Below are 14,937 nucleotides of genomic sequence, written 5' to 3' on the forward strand. Positions count from 1 at the left end.
GGTGGCCGGCGCAGGCGCTCGAGAGTTCGAAATGAGAGGCGACGCGTGTCGGATTCGTTTGTGCATCTGCATAACCACACTGAGTACTCGATGCTTGACGGGGCGGCGAAGGTCAAACCGATGATCGCCGAGGCCACGAGGTTGGAGATGTCCGCGATCGGCATGACCGACCACGGAAACATGTTCGGCGGCAGCGAGTTCTACAACGTCGCCACCGACATGGGGGTCAAGCCCATCATCGGTATCGAGGCCTACATCGCGCCGGAGTCGCGCTTCAACACCAAGCGGGTGCTCTGGGGAAATCGAGAGCAGAAGGGCGACGACGTCTCGGGCTCGGGTGCCTACACCCACATGACGATGGTGGCCGAGAACGCCACCGGTCTTCGTAACCTGTTCAAGCTGTCGTCGCTGGCATCCATCGAAGGCCAGCTCGGCAAGTGGTCACGTATGGACGCCGAGCTGATCGCGGCTCACGCCGAGGGCATCATCGCCACCACCGGCTGCCCGTCCGGCGAGGTGCAGACGCGTCTGCGTCTCGGCCACGAGCGTGAGGCGCTCGAAGCGGCCGCCAAATGGCAGGACATCTTCGGGAAAGAGAACTTCTTCCTCGAATTGATGGAACACGGCCTGGAGATCGAAGGCCGGGTCCGCGACGGGCTACTGGAGATCGGCCGCAAGCTCGGGATCCCGCCCCTGGTCACCAACGACTGCCACTACGTCACCAAGGGCCACGCGGCGAGCCACGAGGCCCTGCTCTGTGTGCAGACCGGCAAGACACTGTCCGATCCCACGCGCTTCAAGTTCGACGGCGATGGCTACTACCTCAAGTCGGCCGCCGAGATGCGCGAGCTGTGGGACAAAGAGGTGCCCGGTGGCTGCGACAACACCCTGCTCATCGGCGAGAGGGTGCAGAGCTACGCCGAGGTGTTCGAACACCGTGACCGGATGCCGGTGTTCCCGGTGCCGGAAGGCGAAACGCAGCAGACATGGTTGCGCAAAGAGGTGGCCCAAGGTCTCAAGACCCGGCGGTTCCCGGACCGCGAGGTGCCGCAGGAATACCTCGAGCGAGCGAACTACGAGCTGGACGTCATCATCCAGATGGGCTTTCCCGCGTACTTCCTGGTGGTCGGGGACCTCATCAGACACGCCAACGAGGTAGGCATCCGGGTGGGGCCCGGTCGTGGTTCGGCCGCCGGATCGCTGGTGGCCTGGGCGTTGGGCATCACCAACATCGACCCGATCCCGTACGGGTTGCTCTTCGAGCGATTCCTCAACCCCGAGCGTGTGTCGATGCCCGATATCGACATCGACTTCGACGACCGCCGCCGCGGCGACATGGTGCGCTACGCCACCGAGAGGTGGGGCAGCGACAAGGTCGCTCAGGTCATCACGTTCGGAACCATCAAGACCAAGGCCGCGATCAAGGACTCCGCCCGCGTCCAGTTCGGTCAACCCGGGTACGCCATCGCCGACCGCATCACCAAGGCGCTGCCGCCGCCCATCATGGCCAAGGACATCTCGATCGCGGGCATCACCGATCCCACGCACGATCGGTACAAAGAGGCCAGCGAGGTCCGCCAGCTCATCGAGACCGATCCCGATGTCAAGAAGATCTACGACACCGCACTGGGGCTCGAAGGGCTGATCCGGAACGCCGGTGTGCACGCCTGCGCGGTGATCATGTCGTCCGAACCGCTGACCGAGGCAATCCCGGTATGGAAGCGCCCGCAGGACGGCGCCATCATCACCGGCTGGGACTACCCCTCGTGTGAGGCCATCGGCCTGTTGAAGATGGATTTCCTGGGGTTGCGCAACCTCACGGTCATCGGCGACGCGATCGACAACCTCAAGCTCAACCGCAACATGGATCTCGACCTGGATTCGTTGCCGCTGGATGATCCCAAGACCTACGAGTTGCTCGCCAGGGGAGACACCCTCGGCGTGTTCCAGCTCGACGGCGGGCCGATGCGTGAGCTCCTCAAACGTATGCAGCCCACGGGATTCGGCGACATCGTTGCGGTGCTCGCGCTGTACCGCCCCGGGCCGATGGGCATGAACGCCCACAACGACTACGCCGACCGCAAGAACAACAGGCAGCCGGTCACCCCCATCCATCCCGAGCTCGAGGACCCGCTCAAGGAGATCCTGGCCGACACCTACGGCCTGATCGTCTACCAAGAGCAGATCATGCAGATCGCCCAGAAGGTCGCCGGCTACTCGCTCGGACAGGCCGACCTGCTCCGTCGGGCCATGGGTAAGAAGAAGCTGTCCGAACTCGAGAAGGCGTATGCCGGTTTCCGCCAGGGAATGCTCGACAACGGATTCTCCGAAGCGGCGATCAAGGCACTGTGGGACACCATCCTCCCGTTCGCCGGATACGCCTTCAACAAGTCGCACGCAGCCGGCTACGGGCTGGTCTCGTTCTGGACCGCCTATCTCAAGGCCAACTACCCGGCCGAGTACATGGCCGGTCTGCTCACCTCGGTTGCCGACGACAAGGACAAGGCCGCGATCTACCTGGCCGACTGCCGGCGCCTCGGCATCACGGTGCTGCCACCCGATGTCAACCACTCTCAGCAGAACTTTGCGGCCGTCGGTGACGACATCCGGTTCGGACTCGCTGCGGTGCGCAACGTCGGAACAGGTGTGGTCGCATCGATTCTCGCTGCGCGCGAAGAGAAGTCGAACTTTTCGAGCTTCTCGGACTACCTCGCCAAGATCAACGTCACGGCCTGCAACAAGAAGGTCACCGAGTCGCTCATCAAAGCAGGCGCCTTCGACTCGCTCGGTCACGCCCGTAAAGGACTGTTCCTGGTCCACGCCGATGCGGTCGACGCTGTCCTGGGTACCAAAAAGGCCGAAGCCGTCGGCCAATTCGACCTGTTCGGCGACGCCGGCGGTGACGGTGGTGCGATGACCGACGATGCCTTCGCCGTCAAGGTCCCGGACGAGGAGTGGGACACCAAGCACAAACTCGCACTGGAGCGAGAGATGCTGGGACTGTACGTGTCCGGGCATCCACTCAACGGGGTCGAGCACGTCATCTCTGCCCAGACCGATACCTCGATCAGCTCGCTCCTGGAGGGCAACGTCAAGGACGGGGCCCAGATCGTGATCGGCGGCATCATCTCCGCGGTGACCCGGCGTGTCAACAAAAAGGGCGAGTCGTATGCGGTGGTGCAGATCGAGGACATGGTCGGTGGGGTCGAGGTCTACTTCTTCCCCCGCGCCTACCAGGCGTACGGCATGGACATCGCATCGGACGCGGTGGTGCTGGTGAAGGCACGAGTCAATCTGCGCGACGACAGCATGATGATCTCCGCCAACGACCTCGCGGTTCCGGACCTGTCTCACGTGGGCGTCGGGAAGCCGATCTCCCTGACGATGCCGACCAGGCTGTGTACCGCGGACCGCGTCAGTGCGCTCAAGCAGGTACTGGTGCGCCATCCTGGCACCGCCGATGTGCACGTGCGCCTGATCAGCGGCGACAAGGCCACCACCCTCAAACTCGACGACCAGCTGAGGGTCAACCCGACGTCGGCGCTGATGGGTGACCTCAAGGCGCTGTTGGGGCCCTCCTGCCTGGCCACCTGAGGTTGCACGTACGGAATAGGCTCGGGCGACCCCGGGGTTGTAGCTGATCGAACCGAACGTCACTTCAGCGGAAAGAAGCAGAGCCGATGCCACTTCAGGGCGAGTACGAACCGAGTACCAGCGATTGGGCGCGCGAGCAGGCCGAGAAGATCGAGGCCTCCGGCGGAACCGAGGGCACCGAACTCAACGGGATGCCGGTGGTGGTCCTGACGTCGGTGGGGCGCAAGTCCGGCAAGCTCCGGAAGTCGCCGCTGATGCGCGTGGAAAACGAGGGCAAGTACGCTGCTGTTGCCTCGCTGGGTGGTGCACCGAAGAACCCGGTGTGGTACTACAACGTGGTGGCCAATCCGCATGTAGAGCTGCGCGATGGCCCGGTGGTCACAGACATGATCGCCCGCGAGGTCACCGGCGACGAGAAGGCCGAATGGTGGGAGCGCGCCGTGGCGGCCTACCCGCCCTACGCCGACTACCAGAACAACACCGATCGGCAGATCCCGGTGTTCGTGCTCGAACCCGCTGAGTAAATCACTGGAAGTTCAGTGAGACCATAGGGACCGTGACCACACGACACACCGCTGATCCGACTCCGCACGCCACCGCTCCCGACCTCGACGCCGATGCTATCGAGGCGGCGGCGGAGCGAATCGGCAACGTGGTGGTGGCGACCCCACTGCAGCTCAGCGAGCGTCTGTCCGCGAACACGGGCGCACAGGTCTACCTCAAGCGTGAAGATCTGCAGTCGGTCCGTTCGTACAAGATCCGCGGCGCCTACAACGTGATGTCGCTTCTCACCGAGGCCGAGCGTGCAGCCGGTGTGGTGGCGGCGAGCGCGGGCAACCACGCCCAGGGCGTCGCCTACGCAGCGCGCACGATGCAGATCCACAGCCGGATCTACGTCCCCACCAACACGCCGAAGCAGAAGCGTGACCGGATTCGTTGGCACGGAGGCGATTTCGTAGAACTGATCGCCGTCGGGGACACCTACGATGCCGCGGCTGCGGCTGCGCAAGCCGATGTGCTGGAGACCGGCGCGACCTGGATCCACGCGTTCGACGACACTCGTACGGCGGCAGGTCAAGGCACCATCGCCAAGGAGATCGTCGAGCAACTCGGTGTCACCCCCGACCTGGTGGTGATACCGGTCGGCGGTGGTGGGGCGCTCGCAGGCATGGTGACGTATCTGCGTGCGCACAGCCCGGAGGTCCGTATCGTCGGGGTGGAACCCACCGGTGCGGTGTCGATGTCGGCCGCTCTTGTCGAGGGCGGCCCGGTCACCCTGACCGACATCGACCCTTTTGTCGATGGTGCGGCTGTCAAACGCATTGGCGCACTAGGTCATCGGGTGATGGCGGCGGCCGGCGCAACGGTGGCCCAGCATCCCGATCTGCCACCGTCCGGCACTGTGCATCGAGGACACGAGCAATTGCCCGCCGGGGCCACACACATCACCCACGTCGACGAGGGTGCGATCTGTTCGGCGATGCTCGAGCTCTATCAGAACGAGGGCATCATCGCCGAGCCCGCAGGCGCGCTGGCAGCGACAGCACTCGACGATCTTCCGATCGAACCCGGCTGGACCGTGGTGTGCTTGCTATCCGGTGGCAACAACGATGTGTCACGCTACGGCGAGATCATCGAACGGTCGCTGGTCCACCGTGGCCTCAAGCACTACTTCCTGGTCGACTTCCCGCAGGAACCCGGTGCCCTTCGCCGGTTCCTCGACGAAGTCCTCGGACCCGACGACGACGTCACCCTGTTCGAGTACGTCAAACGGAACAACCGTGAGACCGGAGCCGCGCTCGTGGGCGTCGAGCTCGGTGCGCCGGAAGGTCTCGGCCCGCTGCTCGCCCGGATGGACGCTTCGCGGCTCAAATGCGAACGGCTCGAACCGGGTTCGCCGGCGTACCGCTACCTCACCTGACCGCCTGCCGGGCAGTCAGATGAGGCCGCGTGACGTCAGTCGCGCCGGATGATCAGCACACTGTGCCCGGCCAGCGTCGGTGACGTGACGTTCCTGCCCGGTTCGATCCCATCGGACGCGCCGTTCTCGAATGCGAGCAGAACGGTGCCCGAGAACGGTGGTTCCGCCGGCGCCTCGGTCAGGGTCACGATCGTCGAGAGTGCTCCACGATGCATGGCAAACCAGGTGTTGCTTTCGTCGAAGTCGATTGCGACCGAGTCGAAGTCGTCGTCGGAGTACTCGAGTTGACTCTTGCGGAGCGCGATCAGGTCGCGATAAAACCCCAGCAATGCGGCGTGTGGCTGCTCGGCGAGTTCGTCCCAGTTCAGCTTCGACCGCGAGAAGGTCTCCGGATCCTGGGGATCGGGCACGTCTGCCGCATCCCACCCGTGTTCGGCGAACTCGGCCTTACGGCCGTTCGCAGTGGCCTCACCGAGTTCTGGTTCGGGGTGGGAGGTGAAGAACTGGAACGGGGTGCTGGCTGCCCACTCCTCACCCATGAAGAGCATCGGCGTGAAGGGTGAGGTGAGCACCAGTGCTGCCTTGACCGCCAGCTGGCCCGGGTCGAGATAGTGCGAGGGCCGGTCGCCGATCGCGCGGTTACCGATCTGGTCGTGATTGCAGGTGTAGACCACCAGCGAAGTGGTGACCACCCGTTGATGATTGATCGGCCTTCCGTGCCTGCGCCGCCGGAAAGACGAGTAGGTGAGGGCGTGGAAGAAGCCTTCTCGCAGAACCTTCGACAGGCATTCGAGACTGCCGAAGTCGGCGTAGTAACCCTGTCGTTCCCCCGACACGGTGGTGTGGATCGCATGGTGGCCGTCGTCACTCCACTGGGCGGCGAGGCCATATCCGCCGTCAGTGCGGGAGGTGATGAGTTTGGGATCGTTCAGGTCGCTCTCCGCGATCAAGGACAGCGGCCTGCCGACCCGGTGTGACAAAGCATCGGTACGCATCTGCATTTCCTCGAGGAGGTGCAGCGCGGTGCGGTCGACCAGGGCATGCACGGCGTCGAGTCGCAGTCCGTCGACATGGAACACCTCGAGCCAGCGCAGCGCCGAACCAAGGATGAACTCGCGGACCTCGTCGGAGTCGGCTTCGTCGAGGTTCACCGACTGCCCCCACGAGGTGGCACCTTCGGTGAGATACGGGCCGTAGTTGGGGAGGTAGTTGCCCGACGGGCCGAGATGGTTGTACACCGCGTCGATGATCACGCCGAGCCCCCGCAAGTGGCAGGCATTGACGAAGCGCGCGAGGGCGTCGGGACCCCCGTAGGTCTCTTGCACCGCGTACCAGCCGACGCCGTCGTAGCCCCAGTTGTGGGTGCCGTTGAAGGTGTTGACCGGCATCAGTTCGACGAAATCCACGCCGATGTCCACTAGGTGGTCCAGTTTGGCGATCGCAGAATCGAGTGTGCCGTCGGGAGTGAACGTGCCGACGTGCAATTCGTAGATGACTGCGCCTGCGATGGGCCGGCCTTGCCAGTCCGAATCGGACCAGATGTCCGGGTCGATCTCGTGCACTTGAGACAGGCCGTGGACGCCATCGGGTTGTCGCGGTGAGCGAGGGTCGGGGAGTGGGTCGGTGCTGTCGTCGATGAGATAGCCGTAGCGGGCGCCGGGCGACGCAGGTACAACACTTTCCCACCAGCCATCCCCGGTCTCGCGCATCGAATGGATGTCGCCGTCGATCGTCACTCGCATCTGCTGCGCCGTCGGCGCCCATACCGGTAGAGAGGTCACCTCTAAACCGTAGGTGCTATCCATCCGCGCCGCCGAGGTGGTCGCCCGGCGCGTCCATGATGTGGACCGCGCGGATCGACGCCGGAACGGCTTAAGTTAACGACAAATCACGGCAATGGTAGGACTGCGAGAGCTTTTGGGCTAATGTGAGCACGCGCGCTTTCAGATCGTGGTGAACACGATCGCCGCTGCGTACGGCAGCGGTGCGACGAAAGAACATCGTGTCGGGTCGGAAACGTTGGTTCGTCGGCGATTTCGATTAGCTATATGGCACTATGAGCGAACTCATACGCAGGGTGTGCGTATGACGGGGATCACTGAGGCAGGGTGTGAGTACAGAAACCGTGGCGTCACGCAGCAGGCGAACAGCCTCGGCTCGTAGTGCAATGCTGCCCGCCAAGCGCTGGTTCCGGGGCCACGTGATCGCATCGTTCGAGACCTTCGGGCGGCAGATGACGCTGTTCCTCGAGGTCTTCAAGGTGCTGTTCGTCGACATCGTGAAGCGACGGTTCCCATTCGGTGAGTTCATCCGCCAATGCGCGTTCATGGCCAACACCTCCGTCATCCCTACTCTTCTGGTTGCCATCCCGGTCGGTGTGATCGTCTCCATCCAGGTGGGCAACATCGCCAACCAGATCGGCGCCACCTCGTTCTCGGGCGCGGCAACCGGTCTCGGCGTGATCAGGCAGGGCGCTCCGCTGGTCACCTCTCTTCTGCTTGCCGGCGCGGTGGGGTCGGCCATTGCCGCCGACCTGGGCTCGCGAACCATCCGCGACGAGATCGACGCGATGCGGGTCATGGGAGTCAATCCCACCCAGCGGCTCATCTCGCCGCGACTGCTGGCCACGATGGTCGTGAGTTTCCTGCTCTGCGGATTCGTGTGCTTCATCGGCTTCGTCACCGGCTACGTCTTCAACGTCTACTTCCAGGGAGGTACGCCGGGTAGTTACACCGGCACCTTCGCGTCCTTTGCATCCCCGGCCGACCTCGCGTTCGCCATCACCAAAGCAGTGATCTTCGGCGCGATCGTCGCCGTGGTGGCCTGCGACCGCGGGCTCACCACGAAAGGGGGACCCTCAGGTGTCGCCAACTCGGTCAACGCGGCGGTGGTCAATTCCGTGATCCTGTTGTTCACGGTCAACGTCATCCTCACCCAGATCTTTGCGATTGTCGTCCCGGCAAGGGTGGTCTGATGGTTGCCTCCAAGTACACGCCGCCTGCCCTCAAGCCACTTGAATGGGGCAAGAAGGTCTATCAGTCACCCCGCGACACCTTGGTGCTGATGGGGCACCAGGTCACCTTCCTGGTCCGGTCGGTCGGTGCGGTCCCGATTGCCTTCAAGCACTACAGCAAAGAGATTTGGCGCCTGCTCTCCGACGTCACCTGGGGTAACGGCGCCATCGTGGTGGGCGGCGGAACGATCGGCGTGATCATCCTGCTCGGCATCATGGGCGGTGCAACCGTGGGTATCGAGGGCTATACAGCCCTCAACCTGCTGGGCATGTCGCCGGTCACCGGCGCCATCTCGGCATTCGCGACCACCCGCGAATTGGGACCCCTGCTGGCTGCGGTCGCGTTCACCGCACAATCCGGGTGCCGCTTCACCGCTCAGTTGGGTTCGATGCGGATCAGTGAAGAGATCGACGCACTCGAATCCATCGCGATCCGGCCGATGCCGTACCTTGTCACCACCCGCATGATCGCCGCCGTGATCGCCATCATCCCGCTGTACTCGGTGTCGTTGGCCGCGAACTACCTGGCCTGTCAACTCATGTTCCAAGTGCAGAGCGGGCAGGGCCGCGGCGCATACCTGTCGTACTTCTACCAGTTCATCCTGTCCAAGGACATGGTGTTCTCGGTGATGAAGGTCGTGGTGTTCGTGCTGCTCACGACGTTCATCCAGTGCTACTACGGTTTCTTCGCATCAGGCGGACCAGAGGGTGTGGGGGTGGCAGCCGGCCACGCGATCCGGCTGTCGATCATCGTGCTGGTCTTCGCGAATCTTCTTTTGACACTTGTTTTCTGGGGCCTGTCGCCCGGCATCAGGATTTCGGGGTAACACATGTTCGTCGACACCACCGGACGCAATCCGTCTGTGACCCAGTATTTTCTGCGCGGCGTCGCATTTGTCGTGGCGCTCGTGCTGATCCTTTTTGTCCTCATGCTCAGGTACCAGGGCACTTTCGAGGAAAAACTCGAGGTGACGGCCACTCTCGACGATGTCGGCGACGGTCTCACGAGTCAGGCGGACGTGCGGTACAACGGTGTCATCATCGGCAGCGTCAAGTCGATCGAGACCGCGAACAACGACCTCTCGGACGTCCTCATCGAGGTGGCCCCTGAGCAGGCGCAGGGCGTGCCCGCCAACGTGACGGCACGAACGGTGCCCAGCAACCTGTTCGGCGTCAACTCGGTGGAACTCATCGCACCACCTGATCCCAAGGGGCACCTGTCCAACGGGAGCAAGATCACCGCGGACGAGTCCAAGGAGACCATCGCCCTGCAGACCGTGCAGAACGATCTACGCGAGCTCTTCGTCGCCGTCCCGCCGGAGGAGATCGGTCGCGTCCTCGGGACCATCGCCGATGCGCTGCGTGGCGGTGGAAACGTGTTCTCCGCCTTCGTGGGCACGCTCAACCAGTACTGGCAGCAGATCAATGCCCAGTTCCCCGATGGCGCACCTCCCGGATTCGACAACTTCAACCGGGCCATGCAGGGGATCGAACAATCGACACCTCAGCTACTCGACACCATGGGGCGTGCGGTGATCCCGTCCATCACGATCATCGAACGCCAACGCGACCTCGCGAGCACGCTCACCGCGGCCCAGTCCATGATCGACCGCATCCAGGAGTTGTTCGCCCGCAACGGTGATTCGGGCATACAAATCGTGCAGAACCTGAACACGATGACCGGCGCGGTCGCCGTGGACTCCGAGGCGCTCCCAGGCGGCATCCGGGCACTCAACCAGCTGGCCGGCAAGGTCCTGACCGTTTTCACCGGAACCAATGGGAAGCCGCAATTGAACATCGGCGTGAGCCTGAGCCCGTTCTTGCAGTACAACCGCCAGAACTGCCCTGTGTACAACGGCGGTGAGTACGGCATCACCCGGGGACCGGGATGTACCGGACCCGGGACCGGCACCGGACCGACGAACTCCGGGCCCCTCGTGGTGCGGCCCGCCGGAGCTGACACCGAGACGAACACCGAGGAATCCACCTTTCCCAAGGCGGTCACAACGGGCACCGACAACGAGACGCTGCGCGCTGCACTCGATCGCGAACCCTCGGCAGCCGACACGCTGATGCTCGGCCCGCTGGTCCAGTCGGTGCGGGTACAGCAGAACACCGGCGGTGAGGGCTGATGGGTTACCGCAAGCCTCTCATCGGGTTCAGCCTATTCGCAGTGCTGGCGCTGCTGCTCACGTACACGATCTGGTCGACGCTGGAACGAGCCGTGCCGGGTCAGACCAACGGGTACACCGCCTATTTCAGCGACGCCTCGGGCCTGCACCCCGGTGACGACGTGCGGATGGCCGGGGTCCGGGTTGGCCGGGTCTCGGACATAGCCCTCGATCGCAACCGGGCCAAGGTGACGTTCGACCTGCAGACCGACCAGACCATCTTCTCCAACACGCAGGCGTCGATCCGCTACCAGAACCTGATCGGACAGCGCTACCTGGGACTCGACCTCGTCGAAGGCGCAGAACAGAAGAAGCTCAAGCCGGGGTCCACTCTCGAAGAACCGTCACAGGATTCGTTTGACGTCTCGGCGTTGCTCGCGGGCTTCCAGCCGGTGTTCGACACCCTCGAACCCGAGCAGGTCAACCAGCTGTCGGAGAGTCTTGTGCAGACCTTCCAGGGCAACCAGGTATCGCTGAGCTACACGATCGAGCAGATCGGAAAGCTGGCCGCAGACTTTGGAAATCGAGATCAGGTCATCGGAGCCCTCATCACCAATCTGAGCGCGGTGATGGGAGACCTCAGCTCGCAGGGCGATCAGATGCAGGTACTGGTGAAGAACCTCGCCGGACTGATCGAGGGGCTGAACGGCAACTCGACGTCGCTGGGTGCTTCGGTCGACAGCATCGGTGACGCGACGAGCCGCCTCGGTGGGCTGCTCGGCCGGATCCGTCCTGATGCCGAGCAACTCGGGCAGAGCTTGCGGGACACAACCGGCCGCATGATCGGCATCGGGTCCAAACTCGATCAGCTGGCAATCGATCTGCCGCTGTTCCTGGTGCACTTTCCCATGGTGATGGGACAGGGCGCCTACCTGAACATCTACGCCTGCGAACTGGACGTATCAATCGGTGGTGTTCTCTTCCCGCCGGGATTGATCAGCCAGATCGGCGGCACCCAGCACTCGGTGGTGTGCCGATGAGCCCCGGGGAGGCACATGCTGTGAAGCCGAACATGTTGCGCCGCAGCTGGTCCGAGCATCGATATTTTTGGCTCGGAGCAATCGGGTCGGTGGTGCTGGTCCTGATCGTGGTCTCCACGTTCGCGATCTCGGAGTCCGGAATCGGTAAGCGGGAATACACCGCCGACTTTTCCCAGGCCGGCGGTATCCGCCCTGGTGACAAGGTCCGCGTCGCCGGCATCGACGTGGGGGAGGTCTCGAAGACCACCTTGGCCGGTGATCACGTCGCGGTCGCCATGGAGGTGCAGAAGGACGTCGAGGTGATGTCCGACGGTTCCGCCGAGATCAAGCTCTCGACGCTGCTCGGTCAGCGTTACGTCGACATCAAGGTCGGTGAATCGACTGCTCGTCTCAGCGGCTCGAGGATCGCCCGCACCCAGGTGCCGTACGACCTGCAGGAAACCATCGAGCGGGGGACCCCGATCCTGTCGGGGGTGAACGCTGAAAGCCTCAGCGACAGTGTGGATGCGCTGAACAAACAGTTGGCCGGCGCGCCGGGGATCACCCGCACCACGTTGGATTCCCTGACCGAGATGTCCAGGGTGATCAGCAACCGAAGTGATCAGATCAACCTGCTCATCAAGGACACCAACTCCGTCACCGAGATCGTCAACAGCAGCCAGTATCAACTGTCGGTGATCGTCGGTCAGGGCCAGCTGCTGGCTCAGAAGATCGCCACCCGACAGCAATTGGTGATCAAGATGCTCGATGGCGTCGCGGACCTGTCGAACCAGATGTCAGCCATGGGCGCGGAGAACAACAATCAGTTCGCGCCCTTGATCGCCAACCTCAACACGATCTCCGAGGGTATGGAAAAGAACCGCGACAACCTCCGTCACATGCTCGAGGTCCTGCCGCTGACCGTCCGGGCGATCGCCAACACCACCGGATCCGGTCCATACGCAATGGGTTACCTCCCGTGGGGCATCTTCCCCGACAACTGGCTCTGCGCAGCGAGGGTGGTCGACGGATGTTGAGCACCCAGCATGTCTCGCGCCGAGCCGCGAGCACGGTACGCCGTTCGGTGGTGATGACGGCACTACTGATCACCACCGCACTGCTCGGTACCGGATGCACGCTGATCCCCGCCGAATTGCGTCACGCAGCGGGCGAGTCGATCAAGCTGACCGCCTACTTCGACAGTGTGGCAGGTCTTTACACCGACAACGATGTAGATGTGTTGGGCATGCCCGTGGGCCGTGTCTTGTCGATCACGCCTCAGGGTGACCGGGTCAAAGTGGAGTTCACCGTCGACAAGTCGATACCCATCCCGGCAGAAGCCACCGCCGCGATCATCAACACCTCGTTGGTGACCACCCGTCACATCGAGTTGTCGCCCACCTACACCGAAGGTGCGAAGCTCGAAGACGGTGACACCGTGGCCAATGCAAAGAGCCCGGTGGAGATCGGGGAGCTCTTCGACACCGTTGACAACCTCGTGGAGGAGTTCAAGGCAGACCCGGATGGCAGTGGGCCGCTCGGCGACATGCTGACGATCTCGTCGGGGATCTTCGGCGGCAACGGCGAGCGGATGGCCGTTGCGCTGGAAGAACTCAACAAGGTCGCGCAGGTCGGCGTCGACAACGGAGATGCACTCGTCGAGATGATCAAGAAGATCTCGATTCTGACCACGGCGCTGGTGGACAACTATCCGAAGATGACGGCGTTCTCGTCGGCCATCACCCAGGTCTCGCAGATGCTGGGTGACCAGTCGCCGGGTCTGCAGGCAACCATGCAGGCGCTGAACCAGACATTGAACAACACCGCCACCTTCCTCGAAGGGAACGTCAATGTCGTCGACAGTTCGATGGGCCGATTGGCCGCACTGATCAGCAATCTCAGTGATTACTCGCGTCAGCTGGTCGACACGATCGATGTCGCGCCGTTGGCCTTCGACAATCTGGCGAACTCGGTGTCCGTGGAGCAGAGAGCGTGGCGCGCCCAGTTGCTGATCGACAAGTCGTTGCTCGACACCGAACTGCTGTCGACCTTCTGTGAAGCCATCAACTTGCAGGAAAATGGCTGCCGGACCGGCAAATTGAAAGATTTCGGCCCCGATCTGGGTGTGTTCTCGGCGCTGGTGGAGATGACAAAATGACACGCAGACGATCGGTGATGCAGGCCCGGGGGGCAGTCGTGGCGGGCCTGGCGGCAACGATGTTGCTGTCGGGTTGCGGCTCCATCCCCGGCCTGACGATCGACCAGATCCCGCTGCCGGCGCCGGGAGGAGTCGGTGACGGTTACGAGATCAAGGGTTCGTTCGGCAACGCGCTGAACCTGCCTTCGCAGGCCAAGGTGAAACTCAACGGCAACGACATCGGGCTGGTGGAATCGATTTCGGCGAACAACTACGCGGCCGACGTCACGATGAAGATCCGCAAGGACATCAAGCTGCCGGTGGGCACCGGGGCCGAACTCCGTCAGGGCACACCTCTCGGTGACGTGTTCGTCGCGTTGAAGCCACCGGAAGGTGACGACACCCAAGGGACAATGGCGCCCGGCGACGAGCTGACAGGCGAGACGTCCGAGGCGGCAACCGTGGAGGATCTGCTGGTCACCGCGACCGCATTTGTCGACGGTGGCTCCATCAAGAACCTGACCGAGATCATCAACGAGTTGTCGGACGCGCTCGGCGGCAAGGCGCCCGAGCTGACCGGCCTGATCGATGGCATGACCACAGGCATCAGCCGCCTCGCCCAGAACACCGTCGAGTTCGACACTGCGCTCGAATCGTTCAACGGACTCGCCGAGGACCTGTCGAACGGGCGGGAGCAGCTGGTCGCCTCCATCAACACGGTCGGTCCTGCACTGGACGTGGTCAACGGTCAGATCCCGGCCCTGGTCACTACGCTGGACAAGACCAGTACGGTCACCGATGCGCTGAACGATTTCCTCGACACCCAGACAGAGAATGCGGTGGAGATGACCAACAACCTGCTGGTGGACATCGATGCCCTGGGCGAAGCCGTCGGAGAACTCGGACCATTGGCCGACAAACTACGTGTCCTGACCCCGAAGTGGGTTGATGCCACACCCGGCACGGCAGCCACGGTGAGTGCCAGGCTCTGGTATCTGTCACCAGGATTCGGGTTCGACTCGGGTAGCCGGCTACCGGAGATGGAAGATTTCAATCAGGGTGTCAACAGCTTGAACCAGACGCTCACCCGAGTCCTCGCCCGGCTCACCGGAACCCGCGGATGTTGTGGGTGAGGGGACGAT

11 protein-coding genes are annotated in these 14,937 nt (G+C 63.1%); 10 read left to right on the forward strand and 1 reads right to left on the reverse strand.

All coding sequences use genetic code 11. From position 1 onward, the window contains the following. Positions 1-45 precede the first annotated feature (45 nt). From dnaE to ilvA, 3 genes are all read left to right on the forward strand, one after another. Entirely contained in the window at positions 46-3,594 is a 3,549-nt protein-coding gene (gene dnaE, locus ACVWY6_RS06390) for a DNA polymerase III subunit alpha (RefSeq protein WP_023961042.1), read from the forward strand. Positions 3,595-3,680: 86 nt separating this feature from the next. Then, the gene (locus ACVWY6_RS06395) at positions 3,681-4,118 is read left to right on the forward strand and encodes a nitroreductase family deazaflavin-dependent oxidoreductase (RefSeq protein ID WP_023961041.1); all 438 of its coding nucleotides are present in this window, start codon (positions 3,681-3,683) and stop codon (positions 4,116-4,118) included. Positions 4,119-4,141: 23 nt separating this feature from the next. Continuing rightward, on the forward strand, positions 4,142-5,515 hold the full coding sequence (gene ilvA / locus ACVWY6_RS06400; protein ID WP_081729859.1) for a threonine ammonia-lyase IlvA: 1,374 nt from the start codon (positions 4,142-4,144) through the stop codon (positions 5,513-5,515). 35 nt (positions 5,516-5,550) lie between these two features. Here ilvA and treZ read toward each other — a convergent pair whose 3' ends face one another. Beyond that, positions 5,551-7,296, reverse strand: coding sequence for a malto-oligosyltrehalose trehalohydrolase (gene treZ / locus ACVWY6_RS06405; RefSeq protein ID WP_457536742.1), 1,746 nt, complete (start codon positions 7,294-7,296; stop codon positions 5,551-5,553). 386 nt (positions 7,297-7,682) lie between these two features. Here treZ and ACVWY6_RS06410 point away from each other — a divergent pair, with 386 nt between their 5' ends. Genes ACVWY6_RS06410 through ACVWY6_RS06440 form a run of 7 tightly spaced genes read left to right on the forward strand, consistent with a single transcriptional unit; the run spans position 7,683 to position 14,928 of the window. Continuing rightward, a complete protein-coding gene (locus tag ACVWY6_RS06410; RefSeq protein WP_023961038.1) occupies positions 7,683-8,489 on the forward strand; it encodes an MlaE family ABC transporter permease in 807 nt (268 codons plus the stop codon). Beyond that, positions 8,489-9,355: an ABC transporter permease gene (locus tag ACVWY6_RS06415; RefSeq protein ID WP_023961037.1), complete on the forward strand. Its 867-nt coding sequence runs from the start codon at positions 8,489-8,491 to the stop codon at positions 9,353-9,355. Before ACVWY6_RS06410 ends, ACVWY6_RS06415 begins: the two co-directional genes overlap by 1 nt. 3 nt (positions 9,356-9,358) lie before the next feature. Then, complete coding sequence (locus tag ACVWY6_RS06420; protein ID WP_023961036.1) at positions 9,359-10,660, forward strand: MlaD family protein; 1,302 nt, start codon at positions 9,359-9,361, stop codon at positions 10,658-10,660. After that, the gene (locus ACVWY6_RS06425; protein ID WP_062799482.1) at positions 10,660-11,679 is read left to right on the forward strand and encodes an MCE family protein; all 1,020 of its coding nucleotides are present in this window, start codon (positions 10,660-10,662) and stop codon (positions 11,677-11,679) included. The genes ACVWY6_RS06420 and ACVWY6_RS06425 overlap by 1 nt, the downstream gene beginning before the upstream one ends. Next, positions 11,676-12,695 (forward strand): MCE family protein, encoded by a 1,020-nt coding sequence (locus ACVWY6_RS06430; protein ID WP_197038031.1) that lies wholly within the window; start codon positions 11,676-11,678, stop codon positions 12,693-12,695. Before ACVWY6_RS06425 ends, ACVWY6_RS06430 begins: the two co-directional genes overlap by 4 nt. Then, a complete protein-coding gene (locus ACVWY6_RS06435; RefSeq protein WP_400727380.1) occupies positions 12,689-13,816 on the forward strand; it encodes an MCE family protein in 1,128 nt (375 codons plus the stop codon). Before ACVWY6_RS06430 ends, ACVWY6_RS06435 begins: the two co-directional genes overlap by 7 nt. Beyond that, positions 13,813-14,928, forward strand: a complete 1,116-nt coding sequence (locus ACVWY6_RS06440) for an MlaD family protein (protein WP_116914757.1) — start codon at positions 13,813-13,815, stop codon at positions 14,926-14,928. Before ACVWY6_RS06435 ends, ACVWY6_RS06440 begins: the two co-directional genes overlap by 4 nt. Positions 14,929-14,937: the final 9 nt, after the last annotated feature.

The sequence above is a fragment of the Williamsia sp. R60 genome (assembly GCF_054063855.1).

Bases quoted from the DNA above. Each gene is read 5' to 3' on its own strand.
- ACVWY6_RS06430 (WP_197038031.1), top strand. From the start codon at position 11,676: ATGAGCCCCGGGGAGGCACATGCTGTGAAGCCGAACATGTTGCGCCGC.
- ACVWY6_RS06410 (WP_023961038.1), top strand. From the start codon at position 7,683: ATGCTGCCCGCCAAGCGCTGGTTCCGGGGCCACGTGATCGCATCGTTC.
- ACVWY6_RS06395 (WP_023961041.1), top strand. From the start codon at position 3,681: ATGCCACTTCAGGGCGAGTACGAACCGAGTACCAGCGATTGGGCGCGC.
- ACVWY6_RS06425 (WP_062799482.1), top strand. From the start codon at position 10,660: ATGGGTTACCGCAAGCCTCTCATCGGGTTCAGCCTATTCGCAGTGCTG.
- ACVWY6_RS06440 (WP_116914757.1), top strand. From the start codon at position 13,813: ATGACACGCAGACGATCGGTGATGCAGGCCCGGGGGGCAGTCGTGGCG.
- ACVWY6_RS06420 (WP_023961036.1), top strand. From the start codon at position 9,359: ATGTTCGTCGACACCACCGGACGCAATCCGTCTGTGACCCAGTATTTT.
- ACVWY6_RS06435 (WP_400727380.1), top strand. From the start codon at position 12,689: ATGTTGAGCACCCAGCATGTCTCGCGCCGAGCCGCGAGCACGGTACGC.
- ACVWY6_RS06415 (WP_023961037.1), top strand. From the start codon at position 8,489: ATGGTTGCCTCCAAGTACACGCCGCCTGCCCTCAAGCCACTTGAATGG.